This is a genomic window from Schlesneria paludicola DSM 18645, assembly GCF_000255655.1.
GTDB classification, from domain to species: domain Bacteria; phylum Planctomycetota; class Planctomycetia; order Planctomycetales; family Planctomycetaceae; genus Schlesneria; species Schlesneria paludicola.
In genome coordinates this window covers 1,578,047-1,599,784 of sequence record NZ_JH636434.1, presented here as the reverse complement: position 1 = coordinate 1,599,784, position 21,738 = coordinate 1,578,047, and the positions used below count along the sequence as shown (strand labels likewise).

The following is a 21,738-nucleotide window of genomic DNA, read 5'->3' as shown; positions in this document are numbered from 1 at the left end:
CTCCGTTCTCGAGTGGGACTCTCAACCGGAACTGTCGGCTTGCCATCGTCACCAGTCGATGGCAAGCATCAGGCAGTTCAGCCCGCTGCCAATCCCCAGAAATCCAACGCGGTCACCCTTGTTGAGAAATCCGCGTTCGTCCGCGATCGCGGCGGTCAGTGGCAAAGACACGGTGCCGATGTTGCCCAGGTACGGGTACGTGCAAAAATCCTTATCTTGCGAGATTCCTAGGGCACTCAACACCTGTTCGCGGTGGCCTTTGCCGACTTGATGGCAAATGACCTTGTCGATCTGTTCAGGCGAGAATCCGATCTTCGTCAGAAATGACCGCCAGGTACTCATTCCGAGATCCACGCCGTGTTTCAGCACGCTAATGGAATCGGTCTGCATAAATTGCGTGAAGGCGTGCGAAAGGCGGGCTGGCAGCATCCCGGTGAATTTCTCCTGAACCAAACTGGGTAGCAGGCTGCCAAATTTGGTGTGTGTCACGGACGGTGGCAGGATCGCGTCAACTTTGCTGATCGCGGCAGGCAGAAGCGATTCAAATCCCCAGCGGCACAACGCATGATGTTCGGGTGCCGCCTTGGTCACGCCACCCAGCAATCGGTGTGAGCGTTCGCGCGAAAATGATCCGTCTGTCAGCAGAACCGCGACAGCGCCCGACCCACCCGTCAAGGTGGCCAGGGATGTCGTGAACGCTTCCATTGTCATGTCTTCCAGCAGACGCTGAATCGAATAGTCGATGATCTCACGCGCTGTTTCGCAGGAAACAACGATCCCTGCTCGAATCTGGCCCAACTCGATGCGATTCGCAATATCGACCATCCCATTCAATACGCCCAGGCAGGCGTTGCTGACGTCGAAGACCGACGCATCGGGGCTGATCGTCAAATTGGCGGCGACACTGCAGGCTGTTGCGGGTTCGAATTGTTCGCGGCAGACGCCTGCATAGATCAAGACTCCAATATCCTCTGCCGCGACATTGGAGTGCTCCAGCGCCCGACGTGCCGCCTCCGTCGCGCCGTCGCTCAGCCGATGCCCCGCAGGCCACCAACGCCGTTCATTGATCCCCGTCCAAGCCGCAAGCTGTCCGTTGGGGATCTTCAGCTTTTGGTAGAGCGGTTCCAGGCGCGCTTCAATTTCCGCGGATGTGACAACGACTGGAGCAAGTTCGTAACCAATGGCATCGATATAAACGCGCGAGTATTTCATATTTCAGGTTGTCGGCCCGCGAACAGAACCAGGGTCGGTCTACAATTTGTCCAGTTCGTACTCTAACCGGTCGACGCGCGGCTGTCATACCCCCTGTGGTTGTCAAAACCTGCTGATTGCGCAATTTGTCGGAGTGACGAACGATTCGTCGAGCGATATGCTTGTGGGACGCGGTTTTCGAACGCGCTGCGGCTCGCTAATCTTCGAACTCCGTTTCAGGAGGTTTGTTGTATGTCCGAGTTGCAGCTTCGCCAGCAGTTATTGAACGTCGCCCATCGCCTGGGGCGACTGTGGTTGTGGCAGCGCCTGACGATGTCCTGGATGGTGCTGTCGCTGCTGGTTTTGGCCTGGGCACTTGTTGGTCGGCCGTTCATTCCACTTGTGGTCTGGTTCATTGCAGCCGGACTGGTGGCGACCGTGTTCTGGATCAGATCGAGATTCCTCGCCACGTCGCGGACGGATGTCGCACGACGGATCGAACAAACGTTTCCCGAACTGAATTCTCGCCTGCTAGCCGCGCTAGAGCAGACGCCCGATTTGGCCACTGGACGCATGAATGTCCTTCAGCAGCAGGTCGTCTCGGAAGCAATTCACCATTCTCGTATCAACGACTGGGCGGAGGCGGTTTCCGATCGTCAGATGAAAACGGCGTTTTTTCGGCAGGTGATCGCGCTGACGGCGTTCGTGGCGATTGGTGTCGCGTCCGTCCAATTCAGTTCAAATACCGCATCGGCACGGCTCTCATCGAAGATCGCGCCAACCTCTGGAGATAACGCCGCCAACTTGACGGTTGAACCTGGGAATGCCGAACTGGAACGCGGGACAAGCCTACTCGTTTTGACACGGTTCAGCGGGAAAATCCCCGCTGATGTCCAAGTGATCTGGAAGCAGGGCGACAACGCAGAGCAGCGAACGTCATTGGTAAAAAGTCTTGACGATCCCATTTTTGCAACACGTCTGCCCGCAGTGCAGGACGACATGCAGTACCGCATTGACTATGACGGACATCAGACCGAGGAATTCCGGATCTCTGTCTATGACTTGCCGGCGCTCGTCCGATCAGACCTGCTCCTGCAGTTCCCCAGCTACACCGGGCAGTCCCCGAAGACACTCGAAGATGGCTTCGAAGCGACAGTTGTCGAAGGAACGGACGTCACGATTCGATGCCGGACGAACAAATTGCTGTCGTCCGCAAGGTTGATCGCTGCCGACGACAGCGCGCTGGAGATGGCGGTCGCCGCGTCTGATTCGACACTCTATGAAGCTCGCTTCATTCCGACCAAAAGAATGCGCCTGAAGTTGGAACTGATCGATTCGTCCGGCCGTAAGAATCGCGATCCGGAAGAGTTTCGCATTGATGTTGTTCCGAATCGCATGCCGGATTTGAAGCTCGCCTTTCCAGGAAAGGACTTGAAGGTTTCGCCGCTGGAAGAGATTTCGATTGAAGCATCGGCGATCGATGACTTCGAGATTCTCGAAGCGGGAATTGTTTTTCAAGTGGCGACGAACGAACCTGTGACCACGCCGTTGGGACAAAGTCTCGCGGGTGGACGGCAGCACAAGCTGACGAGCATTCAGCGTCTTGAAGAGTTTCGCACGCAACCCGACGAACTTGTCACTTACTACCTGTATGCGATTGATCACGGTCCTGATGGCGAGCGTCGGCAGACGACGAGTGACGTGTTCTTTGCCGAGGTCCGGTCATTTGATGAGATCTACCGACAGATCGACCAGCAGTCGGCCATCGAAGTTCAGAGTCCGCAAAAGCCGCCCGATTCCTTGGGCAAGCTGATTGAGCTGCAGCGGCAAATCGTGGTTGCGACCTGGAATACCGCGCGCAACCCCCAAAGGGAATGGTCACCCAAGGTCGACGACGAACTGGCGACGATCTTCGACAGCCAGAACGAAGCCCTCGAAAAACTGCAGGTGATTCGCGAAACGATGTCGCAGCCGCAGCTACAGCCCATTCTTTCGTCCATCGGCGACGCCATGGAATCGGCACGGCGCGAACTGGAACGAACGCGCCGCGAAAAGCGGCTGTCAGAGATTCAACCAGCCGTGGCAGCGGAACGGTCTGCCTATCAAGGGTTGCTGAAGCTTCGCTCGAAAGAGCATTATTTGAAGCAGTCGAAGGGGAATGGCAGCGGCCAGGACAATGAAGAAAAGCCAGACCTGGAATTGAAGAGAAGCGAAAACCGCTATGAGTCGGAAAAAGCCGGGGTCAAAAAGGAACAGTCCAACGTCAACAAAGAGGCACTTGCGATTTTGGATCGTCTGAAAGAACTGGCTCGACGACAAGACGGACTCAATCAGCAAATGAAGGAACTCGAGTCGCAGATGCGGCATGCCAAAGAAGCGGCCGAACGTGACGAGATTGAGCGGCAATTGAAACGGCTTCGCGAAGAGCAACAACAGTTGCTGCATGATGCGGACGAACTGCGGAATCGGCTGAACAAGTCGACACAGCCTGAAATGGTTGCCGAAACGAAGAATCAGTTGGAGCAGACTCGCCAGCGGATGGTCGATACTGCGGAAAAACTGCGCGAAGGCCAGGTCTCGCAGGCGCTCAATGTGGGGACCAGGGCCGAACGCGAGCTGAAGCAAATGCATGACGACTTCCGTCAGACGACAGCCGCACAGTTTGCAGACGAGATGCGAACACTTCGAGATCAATCGCGGCAACTGGTCGAACGAGAGAAACAGCTTGCGCAGCAACTGCAGCAATTGGGTGACGAATCACGCCGAACGTTGCGACAGTCGCAAGAGCGATCTCAATTGCAATCGGAGTTCCATGAGCATCGGCGCAGTACGCTCGATCTGCTTGAGAAGGCCAAGCACGTGGTGGAAGAATCCGAGGTGTCCGAACCTCTGCTGTCGAAGCAACTCTATGACACGCTTCGTTCGACGCGTGAGATGAAGTTGGAGCAGGCCATGAATGCAGCCGAACAGTTGATCAAGCAAGGCGTCCTACCCGAGGCTGCTAAAGCGGAGCAGCAGGCGTTGGCGGGAATCGAGCACCTCAATCATGGCATCGAAAAAGCCTCGGAATCGATTTTGGGAAATGAAGTCGAATCCCTAAAACGAGCACGACGCGAACTGGCAGAACTGTCCGCGGCTCTTGAGAAAGAAATTCAATCGCAGCAGTCCCAGGCTCAAGCTGACACAACGGGAACAGCGGCGGCTCCGAATGCGGGAAACGGGTCCACCGCACCTGCGGAATCGCGCGAGCGAAGCGGGGCGCCATCCGGTGAATCACCTGCGAAGTCAAACGATGGTCAGACGCCGGCAGAGCCGAATTCGCCTCAATCGGGGTCGCCGGGGGACGCGCCGGGCGGAGGGGAATCGGCGGGCCGTTCATCAGATGCCAGTGCGCCAACGACACCGAACGCCAATTCCGATGGGCAATCCTCGATTCGACGAAGCGCGCCAGGTTTACGAAGTGGGAAAGCCGCGTCCAATTCAGGGCCCGCACCCGGACGAGAGGACAGTGGAGGTCAGGATTCCGGTGGAGGTGGTTCGGCGGGGAATGGACAAGGCGGCGGCCCACTGACCGGCGGGCAGTTCACGGAGTTCAACGAACGATTGCGCGATGTGGAATCGATGATTAGCGATCCACAACTACAGGTCGAGGTTCAAAAAGTGCGTGATCGGGCTCGCAGTGTCAGGGCGGAATTCAAGCGACACACGAATAACCCAAATTGGCAGTTGGTCAAGACTTCCGTTCATCAGCCGATGCTGGATCTGCAGCAGCGTCTTGCCGATGAAATCGCCAAGCGCGAATCGCCCGATTCTCTGGTTCCTGTCGATCGAGACCCTGTCCCGACGCGGTATCGCGACTTGGTAAAAAGCTACTACGAACGACTTGGCGCGGGAAAATCAGAATAGTGCTGACAATTCGAAAAAATTTCATTTCCCGAAGTGTTTTGGTGGCATAATATAAATGTGGTGAACATAAGGTCACTTCGCTTCCTGTTCCGTTGCAATCTAACACCTGTTTCGGTAGGAACATTGAATTGTCTGGTGAATTGTGATTCGTGATTAGTTTCATGAAGGGCCCCGAATGATCAACGACACCCAATCCAAGGAAGGCAGTGTTCAGCCGGTGCATGAAACCGTCGTGACCACGTCGAAACCCTCTTCCCAACCTGCCTCAAGCAAACCTCAGGCCAAACGGCAGCCCCAGTACGCTGTCATCGTGCTCAACGATGAATTTCACACCTTTGACTACGTGGCCGAGGCTTTGACGCGGATTTGTGGACATTCTCTGGAACGGTCCTATCGTCTGGCCGACGAAATTCATAACACGGGCCTTGCCGCCGTATGGAAAGGATCGTTGGAAGTCGCCGAGCTCAAACGCGATCAATTGCTGGATTTCGGTCCCCAGATAAGTTCGTCACGTACGGTTACGTTTCCCCTCTGTTGTTACATTGAGCCGCTGCCTTAGGTCTGCCGATTCGTCCCGATGACGGCGTTCCGACGTTTGCGGACGCGACGAAGTTTGTGCCCATGCCGCTTTGTGCCCACGTCCCAGTGCGGACGTGTTGATGAGCCGTGTGTCGGTGCCATACGATTTGGCGATCCACCCCGGCATCTCGAATGGTCCCCGCGATTGGTTTCTGGAAATTCGCCGCAGGGGCCTTCATAGAATTTGTGTTCGATGTCGTTCATGGCACCTCCACTTGCTTCCCGTGCTGTTGCCGTTCGTCAGATCGAACTGCGGGGCGTGCGTGTCCATAATCTGAAGAGTCTCGATCTCGATATTCCGCTGAATCAATTCGTTGTCGTCACGGGAGTCAGCGGTTCGGGCAAGACCAGTCTGGCCTTTGATACAGTCCTCGCAGAGGGGCAGCGTCGGTATATCGAGAGCTTCTCGGTGTCCGCACGTCGGCATCTAGAACGGATCGAGCGACCGGATGCCGATCGCATCGCGCATGTTCCCGTGGCGATCCCCGTTCGTGGCGATCGTCGGCGTGGCGGGCGAACTGATCCGCGGACGTCACTTGCAATGCTGGCGGATGTGCTGGACGGGCTGAGTCTGCTTTATACACGGAAGGGGCAGATCATCTGTCCTGGGTGTGGCCGTGAAATCCGTGCAAAGGCGCCCGCCGATCTTGTCGCCGCGGTTGAAACACTCGGTGAGGGAACACGGTGCCAGCTTGGATTTGTGCCGCCCGATGTCGTACCGCCTGAAACGGCTGCAGGGTGGCTGGCTCGAGGATTTTCACGCGCGATCTGGGAAGGAGTGACGCACGACCTCAGCGTGTCGACGGCCTGGCCTGAATCCGCTGAAAAACGTCTGATCGTCGATCGCTTCATTGCCGGCAAATCTTCTGCCGCTCGAATTGTCGAGAGCGCTGAAACGGCGTTTCGCGAAGGAGAAGGACGATGCTGGTTGTTCGTTGAAGCACGGGAATCGCCTTCAGGTGAATCGCAGATCATTGATGGCCGACATTGGGAGATGCTTGTCTTCAGCCGTCGTCTGGAGTGTGACGCGTGCCAGCGCACCTTCTTGCCGCTCGAACCACGATTGTTCAATCCACTGTCGACTGGGGCATGTCTGAATTGCCGGGGGACAGGGCAATTGGTGGGTGAGGATGGATCGGAGTCCGTAACATGTTCTGCGTGTTCGGGATCGCGACTTCGAGATGAGGCCCGCGCCGTTCGAGTGGGAGATCACTTTCTTCCCGACCTATTGTGCATGACGGCCGATCAGATTTTAAGCTTCTTGATTCGATTGAACGACGCTGATCCACAGGGGCATCATCAGTCGGCCGAGCGAATTCGCGGCGATCTCATGCAGCGATTGACGGTGATCGCAAGCCTTGGTCTCAACTATCTGACACTCGGTCGGGCCGCGGATTCGTTATCCTGCGGCGAAGTCTGTCGGGCAACCCTCGCGGCCGTCCTGGGAGCACGCGTCACTGGCGCTTTGGTCGTAATCGATGAGCCAAGTGCCGGGCTCACTCCAGAAGAAATTCCATGCGTGGTCCAGGCGCTTCGTCAGCTTCAGTCTTTGCGCAACAGTGTGCTTGTGGTCGATCATGCAATCGCACTCGTCGAGGCGTCAGATCATGTGATCGAGTTGGGGCCCGGTGCCGGGCCAACTGGCGGATCGATCGTCTATCAGGGCCCTCCGCTCCCCTTGGCGACCTCCGCTGCGACGGGATCGAGAGAGACCCGCCCCCCAAAGCAGGCGGCGACGGAGTTGCAGATCGCGGCCTCTGGCAGAGAGCGGCAGAAGTCGCGGAAAGCGAAGTCCAACGCGCTTTGCCTGCGAAACATCGAGCATCACACGTTACGTCAAATCGATATTGAGTTTCCATTGGGGCAATTGTGCGTCGTGACGGGACGCAGCGGCTGCGGAAAAACCTCACTTGTCGTACAGGTGCTCTACCCTGCGATCTGTCGAAGACTGGGTCAATCCTGTGATGTCTTTCCGCAGGGGACGTGTGATCTGACGGGTGGTGACAACCTGATCGACGTGGCGCTCGTCGATCAATCACCATTGACGAAATCGTCGCGCAGCAATCCTGCGTCCTGGCTGAACGTGTTTGATGAAATCCGTCAGACGTTTGCCTCAACGAAAGACGCCAAGCAACGAGGCTTCACCGGCCAGCAGTTTAGTTTCAATTCCGCGCAGGGCGGGCGATGTCGTAGTTGTTTGGGGACAGGGCTGTTGAAGCTCGACATGCAATTCTTGCCCGACGTCACGATGAATTGTCCAGAATGCGGTGGAACGCGCTACCGACCAGAGATTCTTGAGGTCCAATACCGCGGTCGGTCGATTGCGGACGTGCTGGCGATGAGTGTTGCCGAGGCGGCGGTATTCTTTCGCAGCCAGCCGCGCATTCAAAGTCGGATCCAGTTCTTGCAACAGATCGGGCTGGACTATCTGGTGCTCGGCCAGCCTTCCGATTCGCTCTCTGGGGGCGAGGCCCAGCGCTTGAAGTTGGCGTCGAGGTTGCTGGTTCCGCATCGAGGGGCCTCATTGATCCTCTGTGATGAGCCGACGTTGGGGCTGCACGCACGTGACGTCGAACGCTTGCTTGTCTGCTTCCGTGAGCTGCTGGCCAGCGGACATTCCGTGATCGTGGCGGACACATCGCCGGAATTGATCGCCTCCGCTGACGCCGTATTGGATCTGGGGCGGTTCGGTTCGAAGGGTTAAGCCGGAGGTGGCGTCTGGTGATTGCCGCTGAAGATCGCATCTGCCATACTCGCGCGAAAACCAATGTGGACCATGTGACGCTCACCACAGTGTGACGCCCACCACAGTGATTCCCTCGCTGCATTGAAGATGGATCTATGATCGGACATGAAATTCATCACAAGACACTCAGCAATGGGCTGACCGTGCTTGTTGAAACGATGCCTGCCGTGCGTTCGGCGGCATTCACGCTACTAATTCCCGCCGGAAGTGCCTTTGATCCTGCGGGGCAAAACGGTACCGCTAGTGCGCTGGCAGATTGGATTACGCGCGGGACGGGATCGATGTCCAGCCGTGAGCTGCTTTCTGCGTTCGATCGGCTTGGGATTCAGGCGCACGAATCGGCATCTCTCAATCATCTGGTGATCAGTGGGGCGTGCCTGTCCGAGAATCTTCCCGCAGCGCTGCGACTCTACGGAGAAGTGATCCGTCATCCGTTGTTCAACGAGGATGACTTCGAAGCCGTGATGGCGGGGGTTGAGCAGTCATTGCTGGTGATCGAGGATGAACCTCGTCAGAAAGTGATGTTTGAACTGGTTCGGCGTTGCTTTCCATCACCATGGGGCAAACCGGCCGAGGGGACGCTCGAGGATTTGGAGCAGATTACTCCTGATGCCGTGCGCCAGCAGTTTCGGCGTTGCGTTCGCCCACAAGGCGCAATCCTCGGCATCGCTGGCAATGTGACGCTTGAGGAATTGGCGCCGATTCTGGACGAGGCGTTCGGAGATTGGAGTGGCGCCAACGAGATCGTATTGAAGACGGGCGCTCGTGGTGTTTATCGCGATCACCTTTCGCATGAATCGACGCAAACCCATATCGGCGTCAGCTATCCCGCGGTTCCCTACGGTGCAGATGATTACTATCAGGCATGGGCCGCGGTGAATGTTTTGAGCGGTGGCATGAGCAGCCGCCTGTTCACCGAAGTTCGAGAGAAGCGCGCTTTGTGTTATTCGGTGTATGCCTCGCTGAATTCCATCAAGTCGGAAGGGCAGGTACTTTGTTATGCGGGGACGACGTCCGAGCGTGCGCAGGAAACGCTGGATGTGTTGCTGCGTGAGCTTGTTCGACTGGGTGAGGGGATCGAAGAGGAGGAACTTGCTCGGTGCAAAGCACGCGCAAAAAGTTCGCTGATCATGGCACAGGAATCGACTGGTGGACGCGCAGGATCACTTGCCCGGAACTGGTTCTATCTCGGACGCATCGTCACAATGGAAGAGGTCCGTGCCAAGATTGAAGCTCTGACCACGCAGACGGTGCTGGACTACGTGAAGGCGCATCCCGCTCAGGATTTCACGGTGCTGACGATCGGTCCCGAGCCACTCGTCAGTTGAGATCCTCATCCAAGCGTCCGCTCAGGACGGAGTTTTTTCACGCTCTTTCGCCAGTCGAAGTTGTCCGCAAGCAGCGTCGATGTCGGCGCCCTTGCGTTTCCTGACGGTAGCGGGGATGCCGAAGGATTCCAAGACTTGGACGAACTCATCGGTGCGGGGGGCGGTCGGGGCGACAAACTCAAGCTCGGTCACGCCGTTCATGGGAATCAGATTCACGTGTGCGATGCGTGACTGCAGCCGTTTGGCAAGTTGTCGAGCGTGGAACGGTTCATCGTTCACACCCGAAAGCAGCACGTATTCGTACGTGACGCGCCGGCCGGTGATCTCGAAGTACTCGTCCGCTGCCGCCAGAATTGCATCGATGCCGATCTTGTCGTTGACGGGCACCAGGCGGTTCCGCAATTCGTCGTTGGGGGCGTGTAGCGAGACGGCCAGATTGTATTGTTTACCGAGTTTCGCCAACTCGCGAATCTTTTCTGGAAGTCCGACCGTCGAGATGGTGATGCGGCGCGCACCAATTCCCAGTCCACCTTTTTCGTTCAACGTATCGAGCGCCGGAACCAGCGATTTGAGATTGGCGAGTGGCTCGCCAATTCCCATCACGACGACATTTGTGATCTGTTCACCTTTCGCCAGCAGGCGATCCAAACGCAAGATCTGTTCGAGGATTTCCCCCGTCGTCAGGTTTCGTTTCAGGCCGAGCATTCCGCTGGCGCAGAAAACGCAGCCCATGGCGCAGCCGACCTGGGTCGAGATGCAGATGGTTCGCCGATCGGTCTCGCGCATCAGCACGCATTCGATCAGTTGCCCATCGCCGAGTTCCAGTAGCAGCTTCTCGGTTCGGTCGTTTGCAACTTGGTGATTCGCCACGCGCGCTGGAAATAGTGAGAACTCGGCTGTCAGTGCTGCTCGCAGCGCCGCGGGAATGTCGTGCATCGCGGAAAAGTCGTCGACGCGATGTCCGAAGATCCAGCGACGAATTTGCTCGGCGCGATATTTGGGAAATCCCTGTGACTCACACCAGGCGCTCAAGCCCCCGAGATCGAGTTCGTAAACGCGTCGTTTTGAGGTTGTCTCGGTCGAAATAGTTGGGTTCGCCATTCGGTCGTTCGTCAAAGGTCGCGACTCGACCAGTGGTCGAGGATGTTCATAGCCGCTCGCCGGGTTCGGCGGAGCAATCCTTCAGTTTAACGAAGCGTGTGGCCGTGCGCAAGAGAGTAATTTTCCCGTCGGCAATTCGGACGATCTCAATCCCGGCGCGGTGAATTCGACTGACCTAAGGCGATTTCAACATGATGCTCTCGTTTTTGAGTTCCATCGGATAGGATCAAGACGTGGTGTCGAAGCCCTTTCGCCATGGTTTTCGGCCGCCACCCGTTCCGGAACGAGCACGGAGTGGGTACGATAGGTTTCCGAACTTTGAACAGATGCCAACAATTGCGTGTCGAGACACAGGTCGGTTGGGGTGCGGTCTTGGCTGCGATTTCCGTGTCGTGATGATCGCCAATAGAAGGATTTCATGTCGATGCCTGCATTGCTGCTCGCTCAATCTCAAGTCATGACGACATTTATCATCATCGCCTTTTTCGGCATTATTGGGTTGATTTTCTTCGCGATCTTCGCGCGTTTCATCAGCCTGTATATTCAGTGCCTGGCGACGGGAGCGGACATTTCGCTGGGGCATCTGTTGATGATGTCGATTCGAAAGGTCAATCCGGCGGTGATCGTCCGGGCGAAGATCATCGCGGTGCAGGCAGGGCTGACCGAAGTCTATCAAGTCAGTACGCGCGATTTGGAATCGCACTATCTTGCGGGTGGAAATGTTCCGAATGTGATTCGCGCACTCGTGGCGGCCAATCGTGCCAACATCGACCTCGACTGGCAGACCGCTCAAGCAATTGATCTGGCGGGGCGCGACATCCTGGAAGCGGTTCGAACCAGTGTTTATCCCAAAGTGATCGACTGCCCGGATACTCGTAAGGGCCAGATGACGCTGGACGCCGTTGCGGGCGATGGAATCGTGCTCAAGGCGCGGGCCCGCGTGACCGTTCGGACGAACATCCATCAGTTGATTGGCGGTGCGACAGAAGAAACGATTGTCGCACGCGTGGGGCAAGGGATTGTGCAGGCAATCGGGTCGACAGAATCGTACAAGCTGGTGCTTGAAAACCCCGAGATGATCTCACAGACCGTGTTGAATCAGGGGTTGGAAGCGCAAACCGCGTTTGAGATCGTTTCGATTGATATCGCCGATATTGATGTGGGCGAGAATATCGGAGCACGTCTTTCGGCGGATCAGGCCGAGGCCGACATGCGGGTTGCACAGGCGAAGGCCGAACAGCGTCGAGCGGATTTCACGGCCCGCGAACAAGAGATGGTGGCGCACGTTCAAGAAAATCGCGCGAAAGTCGTGCTCTCGGAAGCGGAAGTTCCGGTTGCGATCGCCGATGGATTCCGAAAAGGGACGCTTGGACTGATGGACTACTTTGAGTTGAAAAACGTGCAGGCCGATACACAAATGAGAAACACGATTGCGGGACCGAGTATCTCGAAGTGACGTCGCCCATGTTGTTTTGGGGACTGTTCTTGTCTCAGGTTTTCTCGTGAGGAATGACTGTGTTCCCACTGCTGGCTGCAAAATTCGACTTCACGGAAGTCTTCGGTACAATTGTGCTGGTGATTTCGGTGCTGGGGTGGTTCGTGAATGTGATTCAATCGAACTCGGCCAACGCGGCCGCGCGTCCGAAGAATCCAAATCCCAAGCCACAACAGACCGGTCGCAGTGAGATCGAAACGTTGTTGAAGGAATTGACCGGCGACAAGCGGAAGCCGAAATCGGAAGCAACACCTGAGGCGAAAAAAGTGCCGTCGCAGCCGCGGCAGTCCAAGCCGCAGAATGAGAGGCGACAAAAACCTAATCAAGCCGGTTCCCGGGGAGCTCAAAAGCCGCCCGTACCTGCTCGATCGATGCCGCGATCAACCGAAGCGACTTTACCGTCGGCCCATTTGGGGGACGGGATTCGGACGCATCAACTGGGTAATCGAGTTGATGCGGCCGTGCAAAAAGAAATCACGGCGACGGTGCAGCAAGATTTGGGGAAGGGGTTGGCAGTGCCGGCGCTCACCGTCCTGCCTGTTCATCCCTTGGTTGCCGTGCTGCAAAATCCGCAGGGTGTTCGTCAGGCGATCTTATTGAATGAAGTACTTCAACGCCCCAAAGGACTTCGTCATTTGTGATGCACTGGGGTGGAACGAACGCCAATCCGTTTGTTCGCCCGAGTGTGTCGATTGAATTCATGGTCCGACGAGTCACTTCGCATGTCAGAGATTGAGCTCTCGATTCTGCTTTTCTCAGGCCCGTTTACCGTTCGCGGAAGCTGTGCCTACTCATTGCGGCTGGCCGAGCGTTTGCCGTTGAATGGCATCCGCAGCAGTTTGGTTTGCCCTGATGCGCGACAGGTCGAGCCGGAACGGCGCAGGGAACTTCACATCAGTGAATTCTCACATCTGAATTGGCCGGTTTGGGGCGGAGTGGTGATGCGCATGATGCGACGCCAGTTTCAGCTCGACCCGCCGGATTTGATCCATATCCAGGCGCGGAACGCCGCGCGGCAGGGGATGTGGCTCGCCAGGAAGCTGAAACGTCCTTTCATCCTGACGGTGCACGACTATCTGCAACCACACGAGCGATTGATCATCGATCGGCGTTGGTGTCGACGGATTATTGCCGTCAGTGAAGCGGTCAAAACAGACTTACACGAGCGCACCGGTCTGCCGGACGATTTCATCTCGGTGATTCATAGCGGCGTCGATGCTGTGGAGTCGTGCGATGAAACCAGCGTGCTCGAACTGAATCGTGTGCCGGTCGTGGGGACCGCCGGACCGCTTGAAGCCGTCAAAGGCTTTCCCTACTTCTTGGGGGCCGCCGCGCGAGTTCTCGCCACCGGGCGAGACGTGGAGTTCGTGATTGCCGGGGCCGGGCCAGAGGAATCAAATCTCAGGCGACTGGCGTGCGAGCTGAAAATTCAAGACCACGTGACGTTCGTGCCAAATCTGCTCGAGTTTGACGACGCGCTGGAAGCGATGGATATCTTCTGCTTGCCTTCGCTGCAGCAGGGGATCGGCACAATTATGCTCCAGGCCATGGCAATGGGGCGGCCCGTCATCGCGACACGCGTAGGAGGGGTGTACCGAGTTGTCCGCGATGCCGAAACGGGGTTATTGATTCCTCCCGCGAACAGCGAAGCACTGGCAACGCGGATCATCGATCTTTTGGACGATCCTGTTGAGGCGCGACGAATTGGCCGTGCCGCACGCGAAGAGGTCATGAAAGAGTTCAACGTCGATCAGATGGTGTCCAAGACGGTCGCTCTATATCACGAGATTCTTTCTGCGGAACTCGACGAGAATTCATCGCGTTCGTTGTCGTTGAGTGGCGGTCTGTTGAAGTAGCGCGGCCCGATTCTGTACCGAAGCCAAACTCAGTGGCCTCATGAACACAAAGTTGCCCGTTTCCCTGATCTCATTGGGCTGGTCGGCCGTGGCCACCGCTGGTCGTGGCTTGTGCCTCAGTCGGCTTGCTATGGCTCATCACGAACTCGGAATCGATTTCAAGATGCCTTCCCAGAGTGCCATCCGTTGCAAGATCGCCGCCCGTGCTGCCTGTTCGGCCTCACGTTCTCGCACAGCGTTGCTCGCACACAGCGATCGTACCAATTTCTGGGCGAGGGGACCGTGGTCGTTGGCATCCAATTCAATGTGACGCTCGAGGTAGTGAACCAGCCGCTCGACGCCGAACCCACATTGCGTCAGGGTCTTCACAAGCCGCGAAAACATGTCGGGAATCACGTCCTCGCGACCATAGAAAAAGGCGGCCGCGACTTCATGCGGCTGGCCTTGATGCGTCAGTCGTAGCGTCAATCTAACGAACTCGCGGGTCGAATCGAGGATGTTCACCTTTTGTAATGCCTGCTCTGCCGGGGCTCCATGGCGGATTTGAGTCAAGAAATCTCGAATGGGCTGGGTGTCCGCCTGAATTTCGTCCATCGCCGAAAGGTACAGTTCGAAGTGGCTGGCAAAACCGCCGCGCCCGTCTTCGTCGCATTCTTCGCCCACGACGATTTGATTGATGAAGCGGGCGAGCGAAGCATCGGCGGGGGGCATCCAGGGGACATTGCAGCAGGTCACCACTTGCTGCAATCGCTTCAATAGCGACATGAAATCCCAAACCGCGAAGACATGCTCACGCATGAACAGACGCAAGTTGTCAACGGTCTGAACCGCGTCGTAAAGCGGATGATCGATCAGTGCCACTCGTAAGGTTGGCAGATCCGCGTGGTTGCCCGATTCAGGAATTGTCGACGTGGTCGAGGGCATCAAACACTTTCATCAACGGACTGGTTCGCGGCAAATTGGGAATCGAAACGACGGAAGAAATCCGGTTCGCTTCAAGGATTCGATCTGGTCCACATCAATCACTCTGGCGATCCGAAATGCCTCGTCGTGTTATAGTGACAATTCGCCCATGCGACCACGCACAATTGAGTCTGCGCTGACGGCGGTTGCTTGGGCAAATCAAGCTGGGCTGGTTGTTGCTGGTACTCTGGGGGGATGTGATGCAGGTAAGATACGCAAAACGTGACGATGCGTCTTAGCGACGATGGGTTCGTTTCGATTCCAAGAACCTTCGGTTTCAAGTTGATCTGCTCTTTTCGTCGACGCATCAAGAGGTTATGATTCGTTCCACTCGCTCGTACCGAATTCCAGGCGACTGACTCCTATGTGGGCTGTCCGACTCATCTCGATTCTGCCGCTGCTGGCCGCAATGCTATTGCCGCCCGGGCTGTTTCGTGATTGTTGTTGTGCTCGACGGGCTCAATTGGAGCAACGCCAGCAAGCTCCCGTCCGTTCCTGCTGTCGTCTGAAGTCTGCGGTTTCAGTACGTGCGGTCAGTCGAAAACCTTCGGACCGGCCTCTGGTCACAACCTCGCCGTGTCGCTGCAAACTGGCGATTGCGCCCGTTGCCGTCATCGAAGCGAAATCGCGCGTGGCAATCGACTCGAGCCGAGATCTCGTCGCGCTGCCCATCCCTGCAGACATTCGTCCCGATTTTGGGGCGGTTCTGGCGTCCATCGGCGATCAGTCGCCGCCGATGCATTTACTCGGTCCGCCAGAGCGAAGCATGCTCTGCCGCTGGAATATCTAACCGGGCGTAGGCGCGTCCGTGTGATGGGTGTTGAGGTCTCTGTATCGAGTTCACAACATCCCGTTCAATTCATGCGGGGCACGCCTTGATGCACTGATGAATCTGCTGTGCAGATCCGCGGGATCACCATGTGTGTGATCCAAGTCACCGTTTGCGTGTGTGAATTGTCCATTCTGGCGAAGATCACCGAAACGTGAAATCTTGCGCCAGGTCAACGTTCTGTCTTGAACTTTACGAAAGGTTTTCCAGATGTCTATTCGCCGTTTCAGTGTGTTGTTTTGTGCCGTGTTTGCCGTCGGGTTGGTGGCGTTTGCCGCAGACGAAAAGGCCAAGTTCAGCGCAACTTGTCCAATCTCTGGCAAGCCTGCCCTCGAAGACAAGACTGCTGACTACAAGGGTGCCAAGGTCTACTTCTGCTGTGGCAACTGCCCCGGTGCTTTCACCAAAGACAGCGCGAAGTACGCCACCAAGGCTAACGCCCAACTGGTGTCAACCGGTCAATTTACGCAAGTGAAGTGCCCACTATCGGGTGGCAAGTTGAACGCAGACACCGGGGTCGAAGTCAGCGGCGTGAAGGTCACGTTCTGCTGCAACAATTGCAAAGGCAAAGTTGCCGAAGCCAAGGGTGACGCACAGGCCGAGTTGGTCTTCAGTGACAAGGCCTTCGAAAAAGGCTTCGAAATCAAGAAGAAGTAATCTCTTCGATTCTTCTTGTTGACGTTAAACAGTGGCCGGCCGATTTCCTGGAAATCGGCCGGCTTCGTTCTTTGATGTCCGCACGGAATGGACTGCAGCCTTCGTCACTTCCGTGATCTCCATTCTGTCTCGAGCGCATTGCCAGGGCTAGAAATATCAGTACGGTGGCCGGGGCTGGATGAGTCTCACGCTGGAAGCCCCAGGGTTTGGGACATGAGGAGACACTAGATTCTTTGAGTGGCCTACTTAAAATCGCGGCGTGAGCATCGAGATCGATTTCGTTCGAGCCATCTAGATTGGGCAGGTCGTGATGTCAAAGTTTGCCGTGATCCTACCCGCGGCTGGGAAAAGCAGCCGGTATTCGCAACAGCGAAAGAAGGTCTTCGTTGAACTGAAGGGACGCCCGGTTTGGGTTCGCACTGCCGAGCAATTCGTCCATCGGCCCGACGTCGTGCAGACAATCCTCGTGATTTCGCCCGACGATCTGGAATGGTTCAAAGAGAAGTTCCGTCCGAACCTCGCGTTCATGGATATCGAGGTCGTTACCGGTGGTGCCGAGCGTGCGGATTCTGTCCTCAAGGGGTTGGAGCGTGTTCGGCCTGATGTGGATTTCGTCGCGGTGCACGACGCGGCCCGACCGTTGATCGTCAAGGAATGGATCGATCAAGTCTTCAGAGCGGTGGAAAAATCCGACGCCGCCATTCTGGCAACGCCCGTCACGAGTACCCTCAAGCGAACCGATGCCAATCAGAAGATCACCGAAACGGTCTCGCGCGAACATCTGTGGGCTGCACAGACGCCCCAAGTCTTTCGTCGCCAATTGTTGATCGATGCCTATGCCAAACGAGGAAGGCTTCAGCCAACTGACGAAGCGCAGCTCGTCGAACAATTTGGAAAGACCGTCCAGGTTGTGCCGGGATCGGCCCTCAATCTGAAAATCACAACTCCCGAAGATTTTCGAATCGCCGAGCACCTGCTGGACGCGTTGCCGAAAGAAAAGTTACCGGGATTTCTGCACCCATTCGAGGATGAGCGTCTGTAGCGCAAACAGAATTGACCGCGAGTCAATTGCGCAGTTGTCGACGGTATCCTGCCGTCCGTTGGTCAATTGATGGAACGTCCCCTATGATCGCGGTCCAGCAGGCTGTTGAAGTAACGGGGACTGGCTCCGGCCGGATGAAAAAACGCCAGGACATCGTGACCGCCAAGGTGCCTGTCCCCCTTACTTCAACAGGCTGCTAGAACGGTAACACACGGAGGATGGTGCGTGATCACTCGTATTACAGGCAAGCTCGTTCGACTCGGGGAAGCAGAAGCGCGCATCGACGTTGGCGCGTTCGAGTATGAGGTCTTTGTCCCTGAGTTTGTCCGGCGACAGCTTCAAGCGTCGTTGGGACACGACGTCAGTCTGAAGACGATCCAGTATCTTGAAGGAAACCCGCAGCAAGGGCGGCTGACGCCACGGCTGGTCGGGTTTCTGAGTGAAGCGGAGTTGGAATTCTTCGAACTGGTCTGTTCCGTGGACGGCATGGGCGTCAAGAAGACTCTGCGCTCCATGGTCCGCCCCGTTCGAGAAGTTGCCGAAGCGATCGAAGAGCAGAACGTGAAGGAACTCAGCCTGCTGCCAGGAATCGGGCCAGCGATGAGCGAGCGAATTGTTGCCAAGCTGCGGCGGCGAATGGCCAAGTTTGCGCTGATGGTTGCCAAAGAGTTTCCGGAAGCCAAAATCGCGGACAAGGGTGTACTGGGTGAAGCGCTCGAAGCACTCATCAGTCTGGGTTTCAATTCGGTCGAAGCGCGTGAGAAGATCGACGCTGTCACGGATGGAAAAACGAAATTCAAAACGGTTGAAGACGTGATCCTGGCGATCTACCAGCAGGAAAAGAGCTGAAAGCGAACGGGGATAAAGATCCTTCGGCGCTTCCATCCTGAATTGTCACGTTCCTGAAGTTGTCACGAACAGGCCAAGAAGCCTGTGGACGGGAAAAGACAATACGGTCGGACTACGATAGCGTCCTGCCGTGAACGAACGGCCTGGGTTTCCAATGTGCAACGCTGTGACTTCGGAGATGACAATGATCCGCAAACTTCTGCTGCTGGTTTCGTGTGTGGCTGGTGTTTTGTCGAATTTGACCGCGGCGGACATTCCTGTCACGGCTCCTGCTGAAACGGCTGGCATGCAGTCGCTCTTCAACGGCAAGGATTTGACGGGTTGGAACGGCGATCCGCGCCTCTGGAGCGTCAAGGACGGCGTGCTTCGCGGTGAAACGACGGAAGCGAACGTTGCCAACGGAAATACGTTCATCATTTGGAAAGAAGGCCGTACGAAAGACTTCGAATTGCGATTGTCGTTTCGTTCGAACGCAACGAACAATTCAGGGATTCAATATCGGTCGAAGCACATCACCGATGCCAGCGCGAAGAATGCATGGGTGGTCCGTGGTTATCAGCACGAAATTCGCAACGAGATTCATTTTCCGAATGTGTCGGGCTTCGTGTATGACGAAGGGGGCAAACGCGGTCGCATCTGCCTGGTCGGAGAAGAAATTGTCTGGGACAAAGAGGGAAAGCACGTCAAGAAGTCGGATCTGATTGATGAAGCTGCTTTCCAGAAGTTGTTCAAGCTCGACGATTGGAATGATGTCGTGATCATTGGTGAAGGGCATCGCGTTCGACATTATTTAAACGGTCGGCTGATCATGGCCTTCGAAGATCACGAACCCGATCTGGCACTGACGGACGGAATCCTGGCCTTGCAATTGCACGCCGGCAAGCCGATGTGGGTCGAATTCAAGAACATCCGCATTCTCGAAATCAAATAACGTGGACGGGACACGTTGACATTGGTACAACCGACATCGGTTGACATCCTGGGTTGGGTTTTTGCATGCCGATCAATCCCGACAAAGTTCGTGCGCGTCAGATCAGAGCTGCGGAAGGGTATCTCGCACTGGGGATGCCCGACCACGCACTGCGAGAGCTAGACGCCATTGCTGATCCATCGCTCGACCTGTTTGGTATCTGGATCTTCCGGGGCGAAGCGTTGAGGATGAAGCTGGAGCATCGATTGGCGCTTGACGCCTTTCGAAAGGCCCATCTCTGTAGTCCGACCGAATTGACGGCCTTGATGGGGATGGCCTGGTGTTTCAAGCGGATCGATCAGCTTGCCCAGGCGATCGACACGATGAAGCTGGCGTATCAGTTCCACAAGATGGAACCCGTCGTGCTCTACAATCTGGCTTGCTACTACGCGTTGGCCGGTGAAAAAGAAAATGCACTCTCGTGGTTGGGGCGATCCTTGCGAATGGATCACGATCATAAGCTGCTCAGTCAGATCCCGAATGAATCCGATTTTGATCTCTTGCGTCACGATGTTGATTTTCAGCATTTGCTGGAGTTGATCAGCAGTCAAAAGGCGTGACGCGATGGCCTTCGGTTTGCCGCTCCGGGAATTTTCCTTTCGGCGTCGGTTGGCAATGCGGCTTTTCGGAACGCGCAAGTGCTGCCCTGGCGAGCGCGATCTCGGCCGTCGAACTCTTGGCTGTGGGGCGGGCTTGGCTGTGGAGTTCTTGACGAGCGCGAAAAACCTACAGGATGAACTTACTCAGATCTTCATCCCGACTGATTTCCTCGAGTTGCCGTTTGACGAAGGGCCGATCAATCTCAATCGACGTCACGGTTGAATCAGGACCTTCAAAGCTCAACCGTTCGAGCAGTCGTTCCATGATCGTGTGCAGCCGACGAGCGCCGATATTCTGGGTGGACTGATTCACACGCCAGGCGACTTCGGCGATTTCTTCGAGTCCTTCTTCAGTGAATGTGATCTGCATTCCATCCACCCCCAGCAACTGCTGGTACTGCCGTGTGATCGAAGCAGACGGCTCGGTCAGGATTCGCAGAAAATCGAATCGTGTCAGTTCATCCAATTCGACACGAATGGGAAATCGCCCTTGCAGTTCTGGCATCAGATCCGCGGGCCTGGACGAATGAAATGCCCCCGCCGCGATGAACAGGATATGGTCTGTCTTCAGTGACCCATATCGAGTGTTGACAGTTGCGCCTTCCACGATCGGCAGCAGGTCTCGCTGCACTCCCTGACGGCTTACGTCGGTGCTGCCGCGGCCTCCTTCGCCTGAAGTACAAATCTTGTCGATCTCGTCCAGGAACACAATTCCGCTGCTTTCGGCAAGTTGCAGGGCTTCGTCATGAATGGCGTCTTTGTCCAGAAGTGCCTCGGTCTCCTGTTCGAGCAGGATTCGTTTGGCCTCTTTCACAGTGACTTTGCGGTCTTTGGTTTGCTTGGGAATCAGTCGTTCGAACATCTGCTGAAAGTCTGTATCCATCTGCTCGAGGCCCATATTTGAAAAGACCTGCATCGGCATTTTTCGCTGGGCAATCGTCAATTCGACTTGGCGTTCGTCGAGAGCGCCGCTTCGCAGCATCTGTCGGAACTTCTCTCGTGTGCGCGCGTGACGTGCCTCATGATCGTCTGCCTCTTGGGCGTCGGCGGTTCCTTCAATCGGAATCGGGCGCGGTTCGTGTGGGACAAGCAGGTCCAGCAGGCGTTCTTCCACATTCTTGACGGCATCTGTTTCGACTTCGCCGCGACGCTTTTGTTTGACCAGATTGATGGCCGCATCGACCAATTCGCGAATCATGCTCTCGACATCACGGCCGACATATCCGACTTCTGTGAAGCGTGTTGCCTCGACTTTGACGAACGGTGAACCAATGAGCTTCGCCAGACGTCGGGTGATCTCGGTTTTTCCGACCCCTGTCGGTCCGATCATGATGATGTTTTTCGGAGTAATCTCGCGACGGTCGTCCTCGGGAAGTTGCTGCCAACGCCAGCGATTTCGCAGTGCGATCGCGACGGCGCGCTTGGCCTTGTCTTGCCCGACAATATGTTGATCCAGTTCCGCTACAATTTGCCGCGGTGTCATATTGCGCATGATAAAACGATCTTGAATCCGTCGTGAAAAAACTCAGTTGTTCCCATGAATCAGTTCTCGACATTCATGAATTGAAAATCAAGAGCCGCCTCGTCAGTGTACCCAGTGTCTCGACCGACCACACCGATTCTGGTA

The 21,738-nt window shown here is 56.1% G+C and carries 17 protein-coding genes; 13 read left to right on the top strand and 4 right to left on the bottom strand.

Features of this window, described 5'->3' with window-relative positions; all coding sequences use genetic code 11:
* Positions 1–48 precede the first annotated feature (48 nt).
* Positions 49–1,212, bottom strand: coding sequence for a 3-oxoacyl-ACP synthase III (locus OSO_RS0107890; protein WP_010582888.1), 1,164 nt, complete (start codon positions 1,210–1,212; stop codon positions 49–51).
* Between the two features lie 231 nt (positions 1,213–1,443).
* Here OSO_RS0107890 and OSO_RS0107885 point away from each other — a divergent pair, with 231 nt between their 5' ends.
* The 4 genes from OSO_RS0107885 (at position 1,444) to OSO_RS0107865 (ending at position 9,750) form a co-directional block, all read left to right on the top strand.
* Positions 1,444–5,097, top strand: a complete 3,654-nt coding sequence (locus tag OSO_RS0107885; protein WP_010582887.1) for a hypothetical protein — start codon at positions 1,444–1,446, stop codon at positions 5,095–5,097.
* 175 nt (positions 5,098–5,272) lie between these two features.
* The gene (locus tag OSO_RS0107880; protein WP_010582886.1) at positions 5,273–5,656 is read left to right on the top strand and encodes an ATP-dependent Clp protease adaptor ClpS; all 384 of its coding nucleotides are present in this window, start codon (positions 5,273–5,275) and stop codon (positions 5,654–5,656) included.
* Between the two features lie 222 nt (positions 5,657–5,878).
* Positions 5,879–8,380 carry an excinuclease ABC subunit UvrA gene (locus OSO_RS0107870; RefSeq protein WP_010582884.1) on the top strand — a complete coding sequence of 834 codons (2,502 nt, stop codon included), beginning with the start codon at positions 5,879–5,881 and terminating at the stop codon, positions 8,378–8,380.
* 137 nt (positions 8,381–8,517) lie between these two features.
* The gene (locus tag OSO_RS0107865; protein ID WP_010582883.1) at positions 8,518–9,750 is read left to right on the top strand and encodes a M16 family metallopeptidase; all 1,233 of its coding nucleotides are present in this window, start codon (positions 8,518–8,520) and stop codon (positions 9,748–9,750) included.
* A 21-nt stretch (positions 9,751–9,771) separates the two neighbouring features.
* Here OSO_RS0107865 and rlmN read toward each other — a convergent pair whose 3' ends face one another.
* Positions 9,772–10,851, bottom strand: a complete 1,080-nt coding sequence (rlmN, locus tag OSO_RS42625; protein WP_010582882.1) for a dual-specificity RNA methyltransferase RlmN — start codon at positions 10,849–10,851, stop codon at positions 9,772–9,774.
* 424 nt (positions 10,852–11,275) lie between these two features.
* Between rlmN and floA the strand changes: the two genes are divergently transcribed.
* The 3 genes from floA to OSO_RS0107840 all read left to right on the top strand — a co-directional run bounded on the left by floA (position 11,276) and on the right by OSO_RS0107840 (position 14,202).
* Positions 11,276–12,307, top strand: coding sequence for a flotillin-like protein FloA (gene floA / locus OSO_RS0107855; protein WP_010582881.1), 1,032 nt, complete (start codon positions 11,276–11,278; stop codon positions 12,305–12,307).
* A 53-nt stretch (positions 12,308–12,360) separates the two neighbouring features.
* Positions 12,361–12,987, top strand: coding sequence for a hypothetical protein (locus OSO_RS0107850; RefSeq protein WP_029246766.1), 627 nt, complete (start codon positions 12,361–12,363; stop codon positions 12,985–12,987).
* An 81-nt stretch (positions 12,988–13,068) separates the two neighbouring features.
* Complete coding sequence (locus OSO_RS0107840; protein ID WP_010582879.1) at positions 13,069–14,202, top strand: glycosyltransferase family 4 protein; 1,134 nt, start codon at positions 13,069–13,071, stop codon at positions 14,200–14,202.
* Between the two features lie 138 nt (positions 14,203–14,340).
* On the opposite strand, the gene OSO_RS0107835 is transcribed toward OSO_RS0107840, so the two are convergent.
* On the bottom strand, positions 14,341–15,126 hold the full coding sequence (locus tag OSO_RS0107835) for a DUF3050 domain-containing protein (protein ID WP_010582878.1): 786 nt from the start codon (positions 15,124–15,126) through the stop codon (positions 14,341–14,343).
* Between the two features lie 403 nt (positions 15,127–15,529).
* Between OSO_RS0107835 and OSO_RS0107825 the strand changes: the two genes are divergently transcribed.
* The 6 genes from OSO_RS0107825 (at position 15,530) to OSO_RS0107785 (ending at position 20,072) form a co-directional block, all read left to right on the top strand.
* Positions 15,530–15,955: a hypothetical protein gene (locus tag OSO_RS0107825; protein ID WP_010582876.1), complete on the top strand. Its 426-nt coding sequence runs from the start codon at positions 15,530–15,532 to the stop codon at positions 15,953–15,955.
* Between the two features lie 249 nt (positions 15,956–16,204).
* A complete protein-coding gene (locus OSO_RS0107815; RefSeq protein WP_010582875.1) occupies positions 16,205–16,651 on the top strand; it encodes a hypothetical protein in 447 nt (148 codons plus the stop codon).
* A gap of 310 nt (positions 16,652–16,961) precedes the next feature.
* Positions 16,962–17,693 carry a 2-C-methyl-D-erythritol 4-phosphate cytidylyltransferase gene (ispD, locus tag OSO_RS0107805; RefSeq protein WP_010582874.1) on the top strand — a complete coding sequence of 244 codons (732 nt, stop codon included), beginning with the start codon at positions 16,962–16,964 and terminating at the stop codon, positions 17,691–17,693.
* Positions 17,694–17,918: 225 nt separating this feature from the next.
* Entirely contained in the window at positions 17,919–18,542 is a 624-nt protein-coding gene (gene ruvA, locus OSO_RS0107795) for a Holliday junction branch migration protein RuvA (RefSeq protein ID WP_010582873.1), read from the top strand.
* Between the two features lie 154 nt (positions 18,543–18,696).
* Positions 18,697–19,473 (top strand): 3-keto-disaccharide hydrolase, encoded by a 777-nt coding sequence (locus OSO_RS0107790; protein WP_010582872.1) that lies wholly within the window; start codon positions 18,697–18,699, stop codon positions 19,471–19,473.
* Positions 19,474–19,538: 65 nt separating this feature from the next.
* Positions 19,539–20,072, top strand: coding sequence for a tetratricopeptide repeat protein (locus OSO_RS0107785; RefSeq protein ID WP_010582871.1), 534 nt, complete (start codon positions 19,539–19,541; stop codon positions 20,070–20,072).
* Positions 20,073–20,238: 166 nt separating this feature from the next.
* Here the strand turns inward: OSO_RS0107785 and hslU are convergent, their stop codons facing one another.
* Positions 20,239–21,603 carry an ATP-dependent protease ATPase subunit HslU gene (hslU, locus tag OSO_RS0107780; RefSeq protein WP_010582870.1) on the bottom strand — a complete coding sequence of 455 codons (1,365 nt, stop codon included), beginning with the start codon at positions 21,601–21,603 and terminating at the stop codon, positions 20,239–20,241.
* Positions 21,604–21,738: the final 135 nt, after the last annotated feature.